The 18,897-nt window shown below is 65.1% G+C and carries 20 protein-coding genes; 10 read left to right on the top strand and 10 right to left on the bottom strand.

Annotated features, from left to right (window positions below):
• Window positions 1-391: 391 nt before the first annotated feature.
• Window positions 392-982 carry a tetratricopeptide repeat protein gene (locus tag RMO95_RS06535; protein WP_310449796.1) on the bottom strand — a complete coding sequence of 197 codons (591 nt, stop codon included), beginning with the start codon at window positions 980-982 and terminating at the stop codon, window positions 392-394.
• 39 nt (window positions 983-1,021) lie between these two features.
• Here RMO95_RS06535 and RMO95_RS06540 point away from each other — a divergent pair, with 39 nt between their 5' ends.
• A complete protein-coding gene (locus RMO95_RS06540) occupies window positions 1,022-1,327 on the top strand; it encodes a hypothetical protein (RefSeq protein WP_310449797.1) in 306 nt (101 codons plus the stop codon).
• Between the two features lie 149 nt (window positions 1,328-1,476).
• On the opposite strand, the gene RMO95_RS06545 is transcribed toward RMO95_RS06540, so the two are convergent.
• Genes RMO95_RS06545 through RMO95_RS06560 form a run of 4 tightly spaced genes read right to left on the bottom strand, consistent with a single transcriptional unit; the run spans window position 1,477 to window position 3,923 of the window.
• Window positions 1,477-1,836, bottom strand: coding sequence for a DUF167 domain-containing protein (locus tag RMO95_RS06545; protein WP_409574931.1), 360 nt, complete (start codon window positions 1,834-1,836; stop codon window positions 1,477-1,479).
• A 7-nt stretch (window positions 1,837-1,843) separates the two neighbouring features.
• A complete protein-coding gene (locus RMO95_RS06550; RefSeq protein ID WP_310449798.1) occupies window positions 1,844-2,422 on the bottom strand; it encodes a YggT family protein in 579 nt (192 codons plus the stop codon).
• Entirely contained in the window at window positions 2,422-3,234 is an 813-nt protein-coding gene (proC, locus tag RMO95_RS06555) for a pyrroline-5-carboxylate reductase (RefSeq protein WP_310449799.1), read from the bottom strand. Before proC ends, RMO95_RS06550 begins: the two co-directional genes overlap by 1 nt.
• Entirely contained in the window at window positions 3,231-3,923 is a 693-nt protein-coding gene (locus RMO95_RS06560) for a YggS family pyridoxal phosphate-dependent enzyme (protein ID WP_310449800.1), read from the bottom strand. The genes proC and RMO95_RS06560 overlap by 4 nt, the downstream gene beginning before the upstream one ends.
• Before the next feature lie 46 nt (window positions 3,924-3,969).
• Here RMO95_RS06560 and RMO95_RS06565 point away from each other — a divergent pair, with 46 nt between their 5' ends.
• Both RMO95_RS06565 and RMO95_RS06570 read left to right on the top strand, forming a co-directional pair.
• A complete protein-coding gene (locus tag RMO95_RS06565; protein ID WP_310449801.1) occupies window positions 3,970-5,013 on the top strand; it encodes a type IV pilus twitching motility protein PilT in 1,044 nt (347 codons plus the stop codon).
• Between the two features lie 122 nt (window positions 5,014-5,135).
• Complete coding sequence (locus tag RMO95_RS06570; protein WP_310449802.1) at window positions 5,136-6,272, top strand: PilT/PilU family type 4a pilus ATPase; 1,137 nt, start codon at window positions 5,136-5,138, stop codon at window positions 6,270-6,272.
• A gap of 210 nt (window positions 6,273-6,482) precedes the next feature.
• Here the strand turns inward: RMO95_RS06570 and RMO95_RS06575 are convergent, their stop codons facing one another.
• The 3 genes from RMO95_RS06575 to RMO95_RS06585 are packed head-to-tail and all read right to left on the bottom strand — an operon-like array spanning window position 6,483 to window position 8,903.
• Window positions 6,483-7,643 carry a THUMP domain-containing protein gene (locus RMO95_RS06575; RefSeq protein ID WP_310449803.1) on the bottom strand — a complete coding sequence of 387 codons (1,161 nt, stop codon included), beginning with the start codon at window positions 7,641-7,643 and terminating at the stop codon, window positions 6,483-6,485.
• 2 nt (window positions 7,644-7,645) lie between these two features.
• Window positions 7,646-8,062, bottom strand: a complete 417-nt coding sequence (locus RMO95_RS06580; RefSeq protein WP_310449804.1) for a CopD family protein — start codon at window positions 8,060-8,062, stop codon at window positions 7,646-7,648.
• Window positions 8,063-8,072: 10 nt separating this feature from the next.
• Entirely contained in the window at window positions 8,073-8,903 is an 831-nt protein-coding gene (locus RMO95_RS06585; protein WP_310449805.1) for an NAD(P)H-binding protein, read from the bottom strand.
• A gap of 50 nt (window positions 8,904-8,953) precedes the next feature.
• On the opposite strand from RMO95_RS06585, the gene RMO95_RS06590 reads away from it, so the two are divergent.
• A complete protein-coding gene (locus RMO95_RS06590; RefSeq protein ID WP_310449806.1) occupies window positions 8,954-10,024 on the top strand; it encodes a CDP-6-deoxy-delta-3,4-glucoseen reductase in 1,071 nt (356 codons plus the stop codon).
• A 37-nt stretch (window positions 10,025-10,061) separates the two neighbouring features.
• Here the strand turns inward: RMO95_RS06590 and RMO95_RS06595 are convergent, their stop codons facing one another.
• Window positions 10,062-11,120 (bottom strand): helix-turn-helix domain-containing protein, encoded by a 1,059-nt coding sequence (locus RMO95_RS06595; RefSeq protein ID WP_310449807.1) that lies wholly within the window; start codon window positions 11,118-11,120, stop codon window positions 10,062-10,064.
• Between the two features lie 229 nt (window positions 11,121-11,349).
• On the opposite strand from RMO95_RS06595, the gene RMO95_RS06600 reads away from it, so the two are divergent.
• From RMO95_RS06600 to RMO95_RS06625, 6 genes are all read left to right on the top strand, one after another.
• Entirely contained in the window at window positions 11,350-12,819 is a 1,470-nt protein-coding gene (locus RMO95_RS06600; RefSeq protein WP_310449808.1) for a benzaldehyde dehydrogenase, read from the top strand.
• A 31-nt stretch (window positions 12,820-12,850) separates the two neighbouring features.
• Window positions 12,851-14,041: an amino acid ABC transporter substrate-binding protein gene (locus RMO95_RS06605; protein WP_310449809.1), complete on the top strand. Its 1,191-nt coding sequence runs from the start codon at window positions 12,851-12,853 to the stop codon at window positions 14,039-14,041.
• Window positions 14,042-14,252: 211 nt separating this feature from the next.
• Window positions 14,253-15,128: a branched-chain amino acid ABC transporter permease gene (locus RMO95_RS06610; RefSeq protein WP_310449810.1), complete on the top strand. Its 876-nt coding sequence runs from the start codon at window positions 14,253-14,255 to the stop codon at window positions 15,126-15,128.
• Window positions 15,125-16,063, top strand: a complete 939-nt coding sequence (locus tag RMO95_RS06615) for a branched-chain amino acid ABC transporter permease (RefSeq protein ID WP_310449811.1) — start codon at window positions 15,125-15,127, stop codon at window positions 16,061-16,063. The genes RMO95_RS06610 and RMO95_RS06615 overlap by 4 nt, the downstream gene beginning before the upstream one ends.
• A complete protein-coding gene (locus RMO95_RS06620; RefSeq protein ID WP_310449812.1) occupies window positions 16,056-16,802 on the top strand; it encodes an ABC transporter ATP-binding protein in 747 nt (248 codons plus the stop codon). The genes RMO95_RS06615 and RMO95_RS06620 overlap by 8 nt, the downstream gene beginning before the upstream one ends.
• A gap of 231 nt (window positions 16,803-17,033) precedes the next feature.
• The gene (locus RMO95_RS06625; protein WP_310449813.1) at window positions 17,034-17,780 is read left to right on the top strand and encodes an ABC transporter ATP-binding protein; all 747 of its coding nucleotides are present in this window, start codon (window positions 17,034-17,036) and stop codon (window positions 17,778-17,780) included.
• Window positions 17,781-17,906: 126 nt separating this feature from the next.
• Here RMO95_RS06625 and RMO95_RS06630 read toward each other — a convergent pair whose 3' ends face one another.
• Window positions 17,907-18,797: an NAD(P)H-binding protein gene (locus tag RMO95_RS06630; protein ID WP_310449814.1), complete on the bottom strand. Its 891-nt coding sequence runs from the start codon at window positions 18,795-18,797 to the stop codon at window positions 17,907-17,909.
• Window positions 18,798-18,897 lie beyond the last annotated feature (100 nt).

Here is an 18,897-nt window from a genome sequence, read left to right on the forward strand (position 1 = left end):
AGCAGTATCATCAACAACCAATTGAATCTGTTCGCGATTTAGCCGGACAGCAGTGGTCTGACTTGGAAAGTCAGACGGTACCCCCCGGTGGGGTATGTCCGCGCCGGAGGCACGGGAGGTATTCCTCGGCGGGATATGTCTCGGAGGCTCTGCCGACGAGACGGTATGCAGAGCTATCGCCGGCCCGCGTCCCGGGATATCGTCCCTTGCAGGACATAAAGCGGAATCCCCGGCGGGCAAAGCCCTCGACCAAAACGCGAAGCGGTATTCCGGGATATATCCAGCCACTGGGCTGAATACATCCGCAGGAGGTCTTTGGCCTGGATGGATACGAATTTGCCGTGCCGCCAGCGTCAACTACCGTGGCGCTGCGGGCGGCAGCCTTAACGAATCAGAAGGGAAGTTCCGGAATGAATTTCATCAAATCGGCGCGCTGGGTGTCCTGCGCCAGTTTCCTTGCTCGCTTGGGCTCGAAACCGACCAGGCGCTTGAGGATTTTCGTGACGTCGTCGGGACGGTTGGCATGGTGATAGGCCATGCCCAGCTGGTAGAAGCCTTCGCCGCTCATGGGCTGCAGTTCGACCACTTTTTCCAACGCCGTGACCGCCTGGTCATGCTGCCCCAGGCGTGCATAGGCCAGGCCCATGCCGTACCAGGCCATGTCCTGCGAGGGCACCAGGCGCACCGCCTCGGTAAAGGCGGCGACCGCCTGCTGCGGCTTGCCCGCATGCTCGCAAACGTAGCCGAGGTTGAACCAGTTGGCGCCGTCGTCCGGAGTCAGCGCCAGCGCCGTCTCGAACCACTTGATCGCGACTTCGTAATTCTTCCGCTTCGCTGCAATCGCCGCCAGATGGCGTGCCGACTGCACGTCCTGCGGGTTGATGCTGAATGCCGTGAGGTAGGCGTCGAAGGCGCTGTCCTCGCGGCCGAAGAAGTGAAACAGCCAGCCGCGGGCATAATGCCGCCAGTGATCGTAATTCATCAGATTGACCAAGCAAATTAACGGAGACCGAAACATACCATGAGCCACCCTGAACTCTTCATGATCGGCGTGTTGCGCGCGCTGGTCGAAGTCGCGATGTTGTTTCTGCTCGGCCAGGGTCTGCTGGCTCTGCTGGCGGGCAGCCGCCGCCACAACAACACCATGTACAAATTGTTCCTGATCGTCACGGGGCCGGTGGTGAAGCTTGTGCGCAAGATTACGCCACGGCTGATCATCGACCGCCACGTGCCCGTGGTGGCCTTCTTCCTGCTGTTCTGGCTCTGGCTGGCCCTGGCTTACTGGAAGAAACTCTATTGCGATCAATACCTGCTGCAATGTTTTTGACGGGTCCGGTCGGACCGATATCGAATCCCCAGCGCCGGTGCGGCGCTGGCGCAATAGCCCTTCCATGGCAGGGCGGACCGTAGGGCGGGCTGTAGGGCGGACTTCAGTCCGCCAACCACTCTGGCCGACTGAAGCCGGCCCTGCAACCGCTAGGCTGGCCGCTTCGGCACGGCATCGCTGCCGCCGCCCAGGCGGGCTTGCACGGTAGACGGATCGATGCCTGCCACCCGCACCCGCTTGGCGCGCGAACTGTCGCCGCTGATCAGGCTGACCGCCGATTTGGCCACATCGAGCCGTTCGGCAAGAAAGGCCAGCAGGCAGGCATTCGCCTTGCCGTCCACCGGCGGTGCCGCAAGGCGGATCTTCAGCGCCTCGCCGTGCAGGCCCACCACTTCGGTTTTCTTCGCTCCCGGCTGGATATGCAGGCGCAATGTCACGCCGCTGCCGTCGGCCACCAGCCAGCTCATGATCTGCCGTAACCCTTTGTCCTGGATAAGGGGCTGGGGCACGGGCCGTTCATGAGAGCAGCATCATGGGCATCACGTTCTGGCGCAGGCCGGCGATGATGAACAGTGCAATCTGCAGCACCAGCAGCAGCGCCAGCGGCGAAAGATCGACCCCGCCGATGGGCGGGATGACGCGGCGGAACGGTCGCAGCAGGGGCCGCGTCAGGGTGTCGAACACCCCGGCCAGCGGCGCATGGGGATTCACCCAGGAGAATACCGCCGATATCAACACCGCTCCGATCATCAGATAGAGGCCGATCTTCGCCACGTCCAGCGCGGCGAGCATGGCCACCACAAGAATTGGTGCTGGCGATACGGCGGAGAGCACGCCCGAGAGCCCCAGTGCAAGTCCCTGATAGGCCACCTGCCACAGCCAGGCCAGCAGCAGGCTCGCCAGGTCGAGGCCGAACAGCCCGGGCACCAGGCGCCGCAGCGGGCGCACCATCCAGTCGGTGACGGCGACGATGAATTGCCCCAGGGGGTTGCGGAACGGGGTGCGCGCCCATTGCATCGCGAAGCGCACCAGCAGCGCCAGCGTCAGGAAGCCGCAGACGGTGTCGAGGACGAACAGGAATATCTGGGCAATCATCAGGCTTTACCGAGAATTTCGCCGAGTTCACGCCCTCGCGCCTCGGCGGCCATGATGCCCTCGCCGATGGCGCCGGCGATGTTGCTGGCAGCGAATGACAACAGTGCCGCTTCCGTGGTGCCGCCCTTGGAGGTTACGCGCTGGCGCAAGGTGGCGATCGACTCGCTGCTCTGTTGCGCCAGGCGGGCGGCGCCGACAAAGGTCTCGACGCTCAGCTGGCGTGCGGACTGCGCATCGAAACCCAGCTTGAGCGCGGCGGTTTCCATGGCCTCGATGAAATAGAAAACATAGGCCGGGCCGCTGCCCGAAATCGCGGTGACGGCATCCATTTGTTCCTCTTGCGCTATCCACACCGTGCTGCCCACTGCCTTGAGTATCTTTTCCGCCGTGCCGCGCCCTTCGAGGTCGACGCTCGGGTCGGCGCACAGGCCGGTGATGCCGGCGGCGATCAGCGCCGGCGTGTTCGGCATGGTGCGCACCAGCTTGCTGTAGTTGCCCAGCCAGCACGAGATGTCGGCCATGCGCAGGCCGGCGGCGATGCTCACCACCAGCTGCGTGCCGAGTTTGCCGCGCAGGGGGGCGACCGCTTCCCTGAGCTGTTGCGGCTTGACCGCCAGCACCAGCGCCTCGCAATCGAGCGCCGCGGCGTCGACCGCTGCCGTGCAACGCACGCCGAAACTCTCGGTGAGCTTTTCGCGCGCCTCGGCGAAGGGCTCCACCACCTGTATGCCGGCCGCTGAAAAACCCTGCTTGCGCAGGCCGCCGATCAGGGCGACGGCCATATTGCCGCCACCGATAAATGTAATTTTCATGTCGTGTAATCCCGTTTGCCGAAAATTGCGGTGCCGATGCGCACGATGGTCGCGCCTTCCATTATCGCCGCCTCGAGGTCTTCGCTCATGCCCATCGACAGGGTGTCGAGTTCCAGTCCTTCCGCGTTGAGCCGATCGCGCAACTGCCGCAACAGGGCGAAGCGGCTGCGCTGCAGGCGGCTGTCGTCGCTCGGCTCGGGAATCGCCATCAATCCGCGCAGGCGCAGGTCGGGCAGGGCGGCCACGGCATGCGCCAGGGCCGCGGCCTGGTCCGGTGCGCAGCCGCTTTTCGAAGCTTCGCCGGAGACATTGACCTGGACGCAGACCTGCAGCGGCGGCAGTTGCGGCGGGCGCTGCGCGGCGAGCCGCTCGGCGATTTTCAGGCGATCCACCGAATGCACCCAGGCAAAGCCTTCCGCCACCGGTCGCGTCTTGTTGCTCTGCAGCGGGCCGATGAAATGCCAGTCGAGTTTCAGTGCGGCCAGTTCCGCAGCCTTGTCGACGGCTTCCTGCACGTAGTTCTCGCCGAAGGCGCGCTGCCCCGCCGCGGCCGCTTCACGCACGCTGGCAGCCGGCCAGGTCTTGGAAACCGCCAGCAATTGCACGGAATCCACCGGTCGTCCCGCGGCAGCACAGGCGGCGGCGATGCGTGCACGCACGGCTTGCAAGTTGGCGGCGATTGATGTCATATAGCGTTTTCAAAGTATATCGCACCCCATCTAGAGGAAAGCGCTCATGGACATCACCGAACTGCTCACCTTCGTCGTCAAGAACAAGGCCTCCGACCTGCACCTGTCCGCCGGTCTGCCGCCGATGATCCGGGTCCATGGCGACGTGCGCAAAATCAATCTGCCGCCGATGGAACACAAGGACGTGCATGCCATGATTTATGACATCATGAATGACGGCCAGCGCAAGGTATATGAGGAAAATCTGGAGTGCGACTTTTCCTTCGCGGTGCCGAATCTGGCGCGCTTCCGGGTCAATGCCTTCGTCCAGAACCGCGGCGCGGCGGCGGTGATGCGGACCATTCCGTCGAAGATCCTGTCGCTCGAAGACCTCAAGTGCCCGAAGATTTTCGAGGAACTGGCCGACCAGCCGCGCGGACTGGTGCTGGTCACCGGGCCGACCGGTTCGGGCAAGTCGACCACGCTGGCGGCCATGGTCAACCACAAGAACGAAGTCGAATACGGCCACATCCTGACCGTCGAGGACCCGATCGAGTTCGTCCATGAAACCAAGAAATGCCTGATCAACCAGCGCGAGGTCGGCCCGCATACGCTGTCCTTCAACAACGCGCTGCGTTCGGCCCTGCGCGAAGACCCGGACGTGATCCTGGTCGGCGAAATGCGCGACCTGGAAACCATCCGCCTGGCCATGTCCGGCGCCGAAACCGGCCACCTCGTATTCGGCACGCTGCACACCTCGTCGGCGGCCAAGACCATCGACCGGATCATCGACGTGTTCCCCGCCGCGGAAAAGGAAATGATCCGCGCCATGTTGTCGGAATCGCTGAAGGCGGTGATCTCGCAGACCCTGTGCAAGACCATGGATGGCACCGGCCGCGTCGCGGCGCACGAGATCATGGTCGGCACCCCGGCCATCCGCAATCTGATCCGCGAGGCCAAGGTGGCGCAGATGTATTCGGCGATCCAGACCGGCCAGCAGTACGGCATGCAGACGCTGGACCAGAACCTGCAGGACCTGGTCAAGCGCAAGATCATTTCTCCCGGAGAGGCGCGCAGCAAGGCGGCGAACAAGGATAATTTCCCTGGCTGACGCCAGGGAATTGTCCTTGTTCGCAAATTACGCCCGCCCCTCCCATCCTCCCCTCGCGGGGAGGCTACTAGTCGGAGCCGCTGACGCGGCTAAAGCAGAAAGAATCAACGGAGATTCCCACCATGGAACGCGACGAAGGCCTTAAGTTCATGTACCAACTTCTGACAATGATGATGCAGAAGAAGGGGTCGGACTTGTTCATCACCGCCGGCTTCCCGCCGGCCATGAAAATCGACGGCAGGATGACGCCGGCCACCACCCAGCCGCTGTCGCCGCAACACACGCAGGAATTGGCGCGCGCCATCATGAACGACAAGCAGGCCGCCGAGTTCGAGGCGACCAAGGAATGCAACTTCGCTATCTCTCCCGCCAGCATCGGCCGCTTCCGCGTCAATGCCTTCGTCCAGCAGGGTCGCGTCGGCATCGTCATGCGCACGATCAATGTGCAGATTCCCGAATTCGAAGATCTCAAGCTGCCGCCGGTGCTGAAGGACGTGTCGATGACCAAGCGCGGCCTGGTGCTGTTCGTCGGCGGCACGGGTTCGGGCAAGTCGACCTCGCTGGCGGCGATGATCGGCTACCGCAACCAGAACAGCTACGGCCACATCATCACCATCGAGGACCCGGTCGAATACGTGCATGACCATCGCAACTGCGTGATCACCCAGCGCGAGGTCGGCGTCGATACCGACTCCTGGGAAATCGCGCTGAAGAACACCCTGCGCCAAGCGCCCGACGTGATCCTGATCGGCGAGATCCGCGACCGCGAAGTCATGGAACACGCCATCGCCTTTGCCGAAACCGGCCACTTGGCGATGGGCACGCTGCACGCCAACAACGCCAATCAGGCGATCGACCGCATCATCAACTTCTTTCCCGAGGAACGCCGCCCGCAGCTGCTGATGGACCTTTCCCTCAACCTCAAGGCTATCGTTTCGCAGCGCCTGATTCCGGTCAAGGAAGGCAAGGGCCGTGCGGCGGCCGTCGAGGTGCTGCTCAATTCACCGCTGATTGCCGACCTGATCTTCAAGGGCGAGGTTCACGGCATCAAGGAGATCATGAAGAAGTCGAAGGAGCTCGGCATGAAAACCTTCGACATGGCGCTGTTCGACCTGTTCGAGGAGGGCCGCATCAGCTACGACGATGCGCTGCGTTTCGCCGACTCGATGAACGAGGTGCGCCTGATGATCAAGCTGCACAGCAAGCAGTCGCAGGACATGGATCGCAACGCCGGGATCCAGCATCTGGATATTGTCTGACTTTCACGATACGTGAGCTGCGCTCACGATCGTTAAGTCAGACAATAAACATAGTCCCCCCCCGTTCCACGGCCGGCTTTGCACAGCCGGCCGGCTACGGCGGCGCAAAGCAGTGCTTTGCGAAACCCCGCCTGCGCCCCCCGCCCCGGGGCGGGCGCTAAAGTTCGCTCGCTTCACTCGAATTCGAGGGGCGCTTCGAACCGAAGCGCCTTACTGCGCTCGCTCGCGGCGGTTGCCGCCGGCGATGATCTCGATGTTGTACAGCCGGCATTCGAGCGCGCCGTTGTAGAGCGGGATCTTGCGCGATGTCTGCAGCCGGATCAGCTTGGGCAGGCGCGTGTCGGCCGAGAGGAACCAGCAGCTCCAGCCGGCGAAGCGCTGCTTCAGCGCATCGCCCAGCGCGGGATAGAAGGCCGCCAGTTCCTCCTCGCTGCCGAGCCGTTCGCCATAGGGCGGATTGGCCACCAGCACGCCCGCCGGCGCCGGCGCCGGGCGGGTCAGCAGGTCGGCCTGTTGCAGCGTGACCAGATCGTCGAGCCCGGCGCCGGCAAGGTTCTGCCGCGTGCGGGCGACGGCATCGGCATCGATGTCGCTGCCGAACAAGGGCAGGGCGACGGCTTCGCGGCGGCGCTCGGCGGCTTCACGCTGGAGTTTGCGCCAGAGGCCGGGATCGAAGGACTTCAGATGCTCGAAGCCGAAGTCGCCCGGTTCACGCGACAGGCCCGGCGCGTCGTCGAGGCTGATCTGCGCCGCTTCGAGCAGGAAAGTGCCGCTGCCGCACATCGGATCGAGCAGCGGCGTGCCGGGCTGCCAACCGGACAGGCGCAGGATGCCGGCGGCGAGGTTTTCCTTGAGTGGCGCGCCGACCTTGGCCAGCTTGTGGCCGCGCATGTAGAGCGGTTCGCCCGAGGTGTCGAGGTAGAGCGTGGCCTGCTGCTCGGTGATGAAAAGATGGATGCGGACCTCGGGATTTTTCGTATTGACGCTGGGACGGCGCCCGGTCTCGGCGCGAAAACGGTCGCAGACGGCATCCTTGACCTTCAGGGTGATGAACTCGATGCTCTTCAGCGGCGAGCGGATCGCCGTGACATAGACGCGGATCGAGCGGTCCACCGAAAACAACCGCGACCAGTCGACGTCGTAGGCCAACTGGTAGATCTCGGCTTCGTTGCGATAGCCGCCGCGCGCGACGCGCCACAAGGCGCGCGTCGCAATGTGCGATTCGAGATTGATGCGATAGCCGGTTTCGAGACTGCCGTTGCAGCCGACGCCGCCCGGTACCGTCGCAAGCTCCTTGCCGCCGGCGGCGGCGAGATCTTCGGCGAGCAGGGATTCGAGTCCGCGCGGACAAGTGACGAAATAGTGGTTCATGTTCAGAAGGGTTTCACCACGGTCAGGATGCAGATCGCCACCAGCACCAGCACCGGCAGCTCGTTGAAGAAGCGAAACCAGACATGGGTTTTGGTCGAGCCGCCGCTGGCGAATTCGGCGAGCAGCCGTCCGCACCAGACATGATAGGCGGCGAGGACCAGTACCAGCGTGAGCTTGGCATGCAGCCAGCCGCCGCCGAAGCCGTAACCGAACCACAGCCACAGGCCGAAGCCTATCGCCAGCACGCCGATCGGTGTGACGAAGCGATACAGCTTGGTCGCCATCAGCCGCAGCCGTTCCCGTTCGGCATGACTGTCGGCCGGCACCATGGCGAGGTTCACGAATATGCGTGGCAAATAGAACAGTCCGGCGAACCAACTGACGACGAAGACGATGTGAAAGGCTTTTACCCAGAGCATGGTGCTTCCTCTATAAAACCGCCGAAATTCCCGCGGCTACGGTCGGATAGCGCAGGCGCAGGCGCAGTTCCTGTTTCATCCGGCTGTTGTCGAGTCGCCGCGATTCGTTCATGAACGACCACTGCAGCGGCGGTACCAGGCGCCGCACTTCCTCGCGCGGCAGCCGCGGGGCGCGCGGCAGGGCAAAGGCGTCTGCCAGCGCGTCGAACCATTCGCCCATCAGCAGCGAAGAGTCGTCGTTGATGTTGTACGCGCGGTTGGCCCGTCCGCGCGCCAGCGCCGCGATGCAGGCGCGCCCGAGGTCGTCGGCGTGGATGTGGTTGGTGTGGCTGTCCTCGGCGTGCAGCATCAGCGGCAAGCGTTTGTGCAGGCGCTCCAGCGGCAGCCGGTCGGCCGCATAGATGCCCGGTGCGCGCAGGATGCTGACGCGGCAATGGCGCCCCGGCTGGCGGCCGAAGCGACGCAAGCGGTGTTCGGCATCGACGCGCCTTGCCGCGCGGGCGGACTGTGCGGCAGGGCTCCGGGTTTCGCTGACCCAGGCGCCGCCGCAATCGCCATAGACGCCGCTGGTGCTGATGTACACGAGTTGCCGTGGTAGACTTTTGCCGCGCTGCAAAGTGGCAATCAGATTTCGTGTGCGGGTGTCATCCGTTCCCTGCGGGGGCGGCGGCGCGCTGTGGATCACGGCATCGCTGATGCCGGCGAGGCGGGTCAGGGTCTCGGGCCGGTCGAGGTCGCCCTCGATTTGCGTGATGCCCAGCGCGGACAGTTGCGGATCGTGTTGACGCACCAGCGCCAGCACGTGCCAGCGACGCACGAGTTGCGGCAACGCGCGGCGCATCACGTCACCGCAACCAATTATCAGCAATCTTCGCATCGGATGATTATCGCATGGCCTCAGTTGCCCCCTCAGTTGCCCCCCCAGCCACCCCATTTCGCGTCACCCTGCAGCCCAGCGGGCACAGCTTCACCAGCGACGGCAGCGATACCGTGCTGCAGGCGGCGCTCGACGCCGGCCTGACCCTGCCTTACGGCTGCCGCAACGGTGCCTGCGGCACCTGCAAGGGCAAGGTGCTCGACGGCCTGGTGGACCACGGCGCGGCGCAGGACCAGGCTCTGTCCACCGCCGATCGCGCCAGCGGGCTGACGCTGTACTGTTGTGCCAAGCCGCTCTCCGACCTGGTGCTCGAATGCCGCGAAGTGGGCACGGCCAAGGACATCCCGGTCAAGATCATGCCCTGCAGGGTGCAGACGATCGAGCGCGTGGCCGACGACGTGATCGTGCTGAGCCTCAAGCTGCCGGCCAACGAGCGCCTGCAGTTCCTTGCCGGGCAGTACATCGAGTTCATGCTCAAGGACGGCAAGCGCCGCGCCTTTTCCATCGCCAATGCACCGCATGACGATGGCTTTCTGCAACTGCACGTGCGCCTGATCGCCGACGGCGAATTCACCGGCCATGTGTTTTCCGGCATGAAGGAAAAGGACATTCTGCGTTTCCAGGGCCCCTATGGCAGCTTTTTCCTGCGCGAGGAATCGAGCAAACCGGTGATCCTGGTCGCCGGCGGCACCGGCTTCGCGCCGATCAAGGCCCTGGTCGAGCACGCCATTCACAGCCACATCGCGCGGCCGATGGACATCTACTGGGGCGCGCGCACCCGTGGCGGGCTCTACCTGCCCGACCTGCCCGCAGGCTGGGCCGCCACGCACCCGCATATCCGCTACGTGCCGGTGCTGTCGGACGCCACGCCGCAGGATGCCTGGGCCGGGCGCAGCGGCCTGGTGCATCGCGCCGTGCTGGAAGATCACGGCGACCTGTCCGCCTATCAGGTCTATGCCTGCGGCGCGCCGGCCATGATCGACGCTGCGCGAGCCGAGTTCATCGCGCGCGGCCTGCCGGCCGAAGAGTTCTTCGCCGACGCCTTCACTTTTGCGCCTGCCGTGGCCGCTCCGCTGCCGGCCTGATTTTTCGATCGCTGGAGCCGGGGCCTGAAAGCTCTTCCTAGCCTGCGCGATATTCGTCGGGCAGGTCGATGCTGCGCAGGACCGACGCCACCGACGACGTGAATGACGCGTCGCGCCGAACCCGAGGACGCAGGTGTTCGCTCTCCTTGCCCGCCGCCAGCCGGTAGGCGCGCGGTGGCATGCCGAAGGCTTCCTTGAATGCCTTGCTGAAGTGCGTCGAGCTGTTGAAGCCCCAGGAAAATGCGATCTCGGTAATGGATTTCCAGGCGCAGGTGGGCGCCGCCAGATCATCGCGACAGCGCTCCAGCCGCAGTCTCCAGATGAAGTCGCTGATCGTCGTGCCGTCATGGCTGAAGACCTTGTGCAGGTTGCGCTTGCCGCAATGCAAGGCATCGGCGATCTGGTCGATCGACAGTCCGGGGTCGCGCAGATTTCGATCGATGTAGGCCTTGATGCGGTCGCGCAGCGCCTCGCGGTGCGACAGGTCGGTGGGCACGCCCGAGCGCTCCAGCAGCGAGTGCCGCAGCAACTGGGTGATCGCTTCGCCAACGGCCGCCGCCGACTGCGGGCTGCTGCCGGGAATTTCGTCGAACGCGGCGCCCATCAAATCGCAGGCCAGGCGGCCGATGCCCGCACGCGCCGAATAGCGCTGCACCATCAGGTCGTCGGCTTTCATGCCGGCCGTCAGCACCTGCTCGCGCGGCACCAGCAGCACCAGTTGTTCGATTGGGCCGGTGTTGGATACGCTGTAGGCCTTCATCGTGTCGTAGATGCTCCATTCGCCCGGTGACAACAGGGTCTTTTGCCCGTTCTGCTCGAACCAGGTGCTGCCTTCCAACTGCACCACCAGCTTGAGATAGCCGCGGTCATCCTGGCGGATCAGGTCGGGCGTGCGCAACACGCGGTGGCGCGCCGCCGAAAGGCGGCACATCTTCACGCTGCCGACCTCGCCCAGCACCATGCGACCGCGGAAGTTCTCGTCGCCGAAGGTCTCGGAACGCAGGCGTCCGAGCTTGTGCCAGATCAGATCGGTCCAGAAAGCCGTCCGCTCATGCGGCCGAACCTCGTCGGTGGAAACCGTCGCCAAAGTGCCCATGGGGTGTTCTCCTCCGTCGGCCTTTTGATTGGAATGGCCAACTGTTTAATACTAAACAACATAGCAGACAATCCGGGACGGCGCAAACCGCGCCGGGCTGCTGCGGTGCGCAATCGAATGTGCGCTGGCGGACAAGAATCCGTGCGCTGTGGTGCAAGCCGCGCGCGGCTGGGCGGCCTACTCTGGGGTCTGCTGCAGCCACCAGCAAGAACCAACAGAGGAGACCTCAATGGGTGCCAACGACAAACCTTTCCTGAATACCGGCATCTGGAACGGCAAACTGTTCCTCGGCGGCTGGAAGGCCGCCGCTGCCGCACGCGAAATCCTGGAACCGGCCACTGGCGCGGTACTGACCCGCGTCGGCATGGCCACTCCGGCCGATGTCGCCGAAGCCGCGCAGGCCGCCAGGGCCGCGCAGGCGGCCTGGGTCGCGCTGCCTTACGAGCAGCGCGCCGCGATCTTCCGCAAGGCCGCCGCGATCATCGAGCGCGAGACCGAGGGCATGACGCAATGGATCGTGCGCGAGACCGGCTGCATCCCGCCCAAGGCCGGCGTCGAACTGCACATGGCGGTCGGCATCCTGCACGAGGCCGCCGGCATGGTGACCCAGCCCAGCGGCCTGATGCTGCCCAGCGACGGCGGCCGCATCAGTTTTGCCCGACGCGTGCCGCACGGCGTGGTCGGCGTCATCTCGCCCTTCAACTTTCCGCTGATCCTGTCGATCCGCGCCGTCGCCCCGGCGCTCGCGGTCGGCAACACCGTGGTGCTGAAACCCGATCCGCAGACGCCGATCACCGGCGGCTACCTGATCGCCCGCGTCTTCGAGGAAGCCGGCCTGCCCAAGGACTGCCTGCAGGTGCTGCCCGGCGCCGCCGACGTCGGCCAGGCCATGTGCGCCGATCCCAACATCGCCATGATCTCCTTCACCGGTTCCACCGCGGCCGGGCGCAGCGTCGGCGAACTGGCCGGCAAGCACCTGAAGAAAGTCACGCTGGAACTCGGCGGCAAGAACCGCCTGATCATCCTCGACGATGCCGATGTCGATCTCGCCGCATCGTGTGCGGCCTGGGGCGCCTACCTGCATCAGGGGCAGATCTGCATGAGCACCGGGGTGATCCTGGTACACGAAAAGATCGCGGCGAAAATCACCGACCTGCTGGTCGGCAAAGCCACCCACCTGCCGGTCGGCGACCCGGCGACGCAGCAGGTCGCCCTGGGCCCGCTGATCAGCGAACGCCAGCGCGAGCGCGTGCACGGCATCGTCGAGGACAGCATCAAGCAAGGCGCGCGGCTGGCCGCCGGCGGTACTTTCGAGGGCAATTTCTACAAGCCGACGGTGCTGACCCAGGTCGCGCCCGGCATGCGCTGCTTCGACGAGGAAGTGTTCGGCCCGGTGGCCTCGGTGGTCGAGTTCAAGGACGAGGACGAGGCCGTGGCGCTGGCCAACCAGACCGACTATGGCCTCTCGCTCGGCGTCATCAGCGCTTCGGTCGGGCGCGCCATGGCGCTGGCCAACCGCATCCCGACCGGCCTGCTGCACATCAACGACCAGACCGTGGCCGACGAGCCGCACATTCCCTTTGGCGGCCGCGGTGCCTCGGGCAACGGCGGGCGCCACGGCGGGCCGGCCAACTGGGAAGAGTTCACGCAGTGGCAGTGGGTCACGATCAAGGACAGCGCGCCGCGCTATCCCTTCTGACCATCAAACATTCCAACAAGGAGGAGACACCATGCATCCATTACCCAGAAGACTCACCCTGCAAGCCGCCCTCGCCATCGCCGGCCTGCTGGCACTTCCCGGTTTCGCCGTGGCGCAGGAGCCAACCATCAAGGTCGGCTACACCCAGTCGCGTTCCGGCCCCTTCGCGCCCGGCGCGCAGACCACGCAGGAGCCCAACTACCTGCTCTGGGCCGACATGGTCAACAAGGCTGGCGGACTCAACGTGCAGGGCAAGAAGCGCAAGATCGAACTGGTCGGCGTCGATGACCGCAGCGACATGGAAACCATCGTGCGCAGCTACGAAAAATTCATGACCACGGACAAGGTTGATATCGTCCTGCCGCCCTGGGGCACCGGCGCCAACTTCGCCGTGGCGCCCGTCGCCAACAAGCACGGCTACCCGCTGGTGGCGCCCACCGCGCTGTCGCAGAAGCTGGTGGACATGAAGCTGCCCTACTACTTCGTCACCCTGCAGCAACCCAAACCGATGATGCAGGCGCTGGTCGACATGCTCGCCGCCAACGGCGTCAAGACCGTCACCGTGGCCTACATGGACGACCTGTTCGGGCTGGAGAACATCGGCGCGCTGGAGCCCATGCTCAAGGACAAGGGCATACAGGTGCTGGACAAGAAGAGCTACCCGCTCGGCGTCAAGGATTTGTCGACCATGCTCAAGGGCATGAAGGCCGCGAACCCGGATGCCTTCGTCGGCATCACCTACCCGCCGGACAACTTCCTGATCACCGGCCAGTCGAAGGAAATCGGCTTCGCGCCGAAGATCTTCTACACCGCCGTCGGCACCGCCTTCCCGATCTACCGCGAGCGCATGGGCAAGGCCTCCGAAGGCGTGATGGGCATGGGCTCGTGGAACCCGAAGATGAGCAAGGCGGCCAAGACCTACTTCGACGCCCACGTCGCGGTGAACAAGCGGGAACCGGACCGCTGGGCCAGCGCCCACGCCTGGGCCGCGCTGGAAATCATCCAGCAGACCGTGGAGAAAGTCGGCCTCGACCGCAAGGCAATGCGCGACCACATCGCGAAGACCGAGTTCGATACCGTGCTGGGCAAGATGAAATTCAACGGCACCGAAGAAGTCGGCGTGCCGGGCATGGTAGGCCAGTGGCAGAACGGCGAATTCGAAATCGTCTGGCCGCCGGCGCGGGCCACGGCCAAGGCGGTGGTGCCGAAGGTCTGGAACTAGTGATCGCCACGGATTTTCGGCAAGCCCGTGGGATGGCGCCGTAGGGCCGACTTCAGTCGGCCAGGGGTGGATCGGCGTTGTAGGGCCGACTTCAGTCGGCCAAGGGTGGATTGGCGGACTAAAGTCCGCCCTACGGCCCGCCCCGCAGTCCGCCTGTCCTTGTCTTCGCTGAATGACAGGGGCCGCAAGGCCCCTGTCGCATAATCCCCGAATGAATTTCTACCTGTTCATCGACCTCGTCGTCGCCGGCCTGGTGACCGGCGGCATCTACGCCGTGGTCGCCCTTGGTCTGAATCTGCAGTACGGCCTGATGCGCATCATGAACATCGCCCACGGCGAGTTCCTCATGCTCGGCGCCTACCTGACTTACACGATGGTCAGGCTCACCGGCATGAGCCCGCTGTGGTTCATTCCGCCGATGATGGTCGCGCTGTTCCTGCTCGGCCTGCTGCTGCACCGCCTGATCTTCCGCCGCCTGGCCGCCACTTCGCCGACCATCGAAGCCATGGAATCGCGCAGCCTGATCGTCGGCTTCGGCCTCATGTTCATCGCCCAGAACGCCGCGCAACTGATCTGGGGCGGCGGCATGAGCGGCCAGCCCTACCTCGACGAAGCCGTGAAGTTCGGCGAAATCACGGTGGCCGCCAACCGCCTGCTGGTGCTGGTGGTGGTCGCCGCGGCGAGCCTGGCGCTGGTGCTGGTGCTGAAGAAGACGTTGCTCGGCAAGGCCGTGCGCGGCATGCTGCAGGCGCCGCTGGGCGCCATGCTGGTCGGCATCGACACGCGCAAGCTGCATCCGGCCTGCTTCGGCCTCGGCCTGGCGCTGGCCGGACTCGCCGGCGGCCTGCTGAGCATGGTCTATGAACTGACGCCGGCTATGGGCGAGCCCTACACCATATCGGCGCTGATCGTGATCACGCTGGGGGGGCTGGGCAACATCCCCGGCGCCATCGCCGGCGCTGTGCTGCTGGGCCTGGTCGAGACCTTCGGCATGTACTGGACCAGTCCCTCGCTGAAAATCCTGATCAGCTACGGCGTGCTGGTCGGCGTGCTGCTGCTGCGGCCGAAGGGGCTGTTCACCAAATGAAACAGGGCGCCTTCGTCTTCGTTGCCGCAATATTGCTCGCCGTACTGCCGGTACTCGATTCGCCCTTCGTCCAGTCGATGGCGCTGACCTGTTTGATGTACGCCGGGCTGGCCGTGAGCTGGTCGATGTTCAGCGGCCCGACGCGCTATCTTTCGCTCGCCACCTCGGCCTTCTTCGGTCTCGGTGCCTACTGCACGGCCTGGGGCCTGGCCAAGCTGCCCTGGCCGGTGGTGATCATGGCCGGCGGCCTCGCCGCAATGATCTTCGCCTTGCTGATCGGCCTGGTCGTGCTCAAGCTGCGCGGCGCCTATTTCGCCGTCATCACCTACGGCCTCGGCGAACTGGTCAAGCACACCATCACGCATTTCGAGAAGACTTACGCCGGCACCGTCGGCCGCGTCATGACCGACACGCCCTCGTCGAACGTGGTGTACTGGACCGTGCTGATCATCGCCCTGCTCGCCGTCTTCACCTATGTGCATTTCGGCCGCAGCCGTTACGGCCACGCCCTGCGCGGCATCGGCATGGACGAGGAGCGCGCCGCCACGCTCGGCGTCAATCCGATGCGCGTCAAGCTGATCGGTTTCTGCCTCTCGGCCTGGTTCGCCGGCGCGCTCGGCGCGGCCATGGCGGTGCGCTGGACCTACATCGACCCCAACACGGTGTTCAATCCCTTCATCGTGTTCCAGACCGTGCTGATCTCCATGGTCGGCGGCCCGCTGACGGTGGGCGGCCCGCTGGCAGGCGCCTTGGTGTTCAGCCTGCTTTCCGAATTCCTGAGGCTCTCCTTGCCCTACCTCTATATGATCCTGCTCGGCGTGCTGCTGATCGTCTCGGTGCTCTACCTGCCCGAGGGCATCGCCGGCCACGACTGGCGCGCGATGTGGGCACGCTTCGGGCGCAAGTGGTTCGGGAAGGAGCCGCGCGGTGAGTAAGCACTTCCTCGAAATCAGCAATCTCACCGTGCGCTTCGGCGGCCTCACCGCGCTCGACAGCATCGACCTGGTCGCCGAGGAAAGCGAGTTCATCGGCATCATCGGCCCCAACGGCGCCGGCAAGACCACCTTCTTCAACGCCATCAGCGGCATGGTCAAACCCACCTCCGGCCGCATGCGCTTCTGCGGCGCCGACCTGACCGGCGCGCCGCCCTACGTGCTGGCCCACGCCGGCCTGGCGCGCACCTTCCAGACGCCGCGCGTGTTCGGCAGCCTGACGGTGGCCGAGAACGTCCAGTTCGCCCTCGACTTCGTCGGCAACCTGCGGCGCAAGCACGACTCCTTTGCCGAAGCGAAATCCGGCGGCGCACTGCTCGAACGCGTCGGCCTCGAGCGTTACGCCACGCTGCATGCCGGCAGCCTGCCGCCGGCCAGGCAGCGGCAACTCGAAATTGCGATGGCATTGGCCAGCCACCCGCGCCTGCTGCTGCTCGACGAAGTCGCGGCCGGCCTGACCGAGGCCGAGGTCAAGGAAATTGCCGCGCTGATCCGCGAGCTGTGGAGCGAGCACGGCTTCACCGTGATCTGGATCGAGCACGCGGTGAACATCCTGATGCGCACCGTCGACCGCGTCGCGGTGCTCAACTTCGGCGCCAAGATCGCCGACGGCAAGCCGGTCGACGTCAGTCGCGACCCGCAGGTGATCGAGGCCTATCTCGGCGATCGGGCTGCAGCATGAGCAGGAAGCAGGGGCCCCGCGCAGCGGGGATGCGACCGACCGCGAGTGCTGCAGTCCGCCGACAGTGTGGCATTTGGAATCGAGAAAACGGTCCGGAGGCGGAGGTGGCGGCATGAGCATGCGCGCCGCCCGCCGGGCCGCCCCAAGGGCGGCGCAGTCAACAACATGGAGCCGCATCGCGGCGAACGGGCGTCACCCCCTTTCCTGGAAAGGGGGACGGGGGGAATGCTCATGACTGGCCTGGAACTCGAAGTGCGTGATTTGCGCGCCGGCTACGGCGGGCTGCCGGTGCTGCACGGCATTTCGCTGATCGCGCCGGCCGGACGCATCACCGTGCTGGTCGGCGCCAACGGCGCCGGCAAGACCACGCTGCTGAAGACGCTGGCCGGCGTCATGGCGCCGGCCTCCGGCAGCGTGCTGATCGATCGCCAGGCGCTCGCCGATGACAGCCCGGCCGACCGCGTGCGGCGCGGCATGGCGCTGGTGCCCGAAGGCCGCCACCTGTTCCCCGGGATGAGCGTGCGCGAAAACCTCGAACTCGGCGGCTACCTCGCCACGCGGCAGCAGCGCGGCGAAATGCTCGATCGCGTGATCGAAACCTTCCCGCGCCTCGGCGAACGCCTCGCCCAGCTGGCCGGCACCATGAGCGGCGGCGAGCAGCAGATGCTGGCCATCGGTCGCGCCCTGATGAGCCGGCCGCGCCTCTTGCTGCTCGACGAGCCCTCGCTCGGCCTGGCGCCGAAAATGGTCGACGAAATGTTCGCCGCACTGCGCCGCATCAACCGGGAAGGCGCCACCGTGCTGCTGGTCGAACAGAACGTGTTTCAGGCGCTCAATGTCGCCGACTTCGCCTACGTTCTGGGCCACGGCGAGATGATCGCCGAGGGCGCGGCCTGGGAGCTGCGCGGCAACGAACTGATCAAGCGCGTCTATCTCGGCGAAGCCATTCCCGACGAGACGGCGCCGGCGGTCTGGTAGGTGAAGGCGGAAGCCGCAAGAGTTGGCGCTGATGAAGCAACTGCGCTACAAGGCGGTCGAGCAAAGAACGCTCTCCGCGTCGTAGCGGATGGCGGCACGGCGATTCCCGCGGCAACCCAGCCGCGTTCAGAGCGCGCTGTAGGCGGCAGCAAACACCGGGGCGAAATCCTCCAGGCGGGTCGGTGTGGTCTCCGTCGTTGCGTCGTCGAACCCGGCAATGATCCGGCCGTCGGAAATCGCCGCCGCCATTTCTTCGAACAGGTCGGCGACGTTTTGCGAGAAGCCGTGCGCCACCATCCCCGCCTTGGCCTGCGCCGGATCGGCCTGGACATGCCTGAGGTCCGGCTTGCCGATGGCAGCGCCGAGAATGCTTGCGGCATCCTGCTGCGAATACAACCGGTCGGCGCGCAGGTGCAGCACGCGTTGCCGGCCGGGCTGCACTGGCGCCTGCAATTCGCGCGCGACGACGGCGGCAATGTCCTGCGTCGCGATCATGGCGATCGGCGTCTGCGACTTTTCCATGCTCGGATAGACGCCGAGCGCCTTGATCAAGCCGGCGGCGTGCAGGTGATTCTCGAAAAAGTAGCCGGGGCGCAGGTGCACCACATCGAGTCCGGAAATCCGATTCAGCCGCTGTTCCTGGTCATACAGGCCGGCGATCGGGCCGGTGCCGTCTGCCAGCTGCGCACCGCCGCTGCTGAGATTGACCAAGCGGCGGACGCCGCTGTCGGCCGCCGCCCGGGCGATCGCTTCTCCGATGCGGTTCTGGTAGGCACGGAAGTCGGGCGAGGCGTAATCGGGCGGAATCATCGCGTAGACCGCCGTCGCGCCCTTGAAGGCCTGGCTCAGGAAGTCCGCGTCGAGCCCGTCGCCGATGGCAAGTTCGGCGCCGGCGCGCTCCAGGCCCTTGAGATTCGCCGCGTTGCGGCCGATCACGCGCACTTTGCCGCCCTGCCCAAGCAGCCCTTGCGCGGCTTTGGCGGTAATGTTGCCGTTTGCTCCCATCAATACGTACATGGCATTCCTTTGCGTTGGTTGAGCGATATCGGAGCAGGCATGATGCACCGGATGATTGACCGGAAAAAGCGCTTATTGCAGAATCGATTGTTCTTCATTC

It is taken from the genome of Sulfuritalea sp., assembly GCF_031426875.1.
GTDB lineage: Bacteria > Pseudomonadota > Gammaproteobacteria > Burkholderiales > Rhodocyclaceae > Sulfuritalea.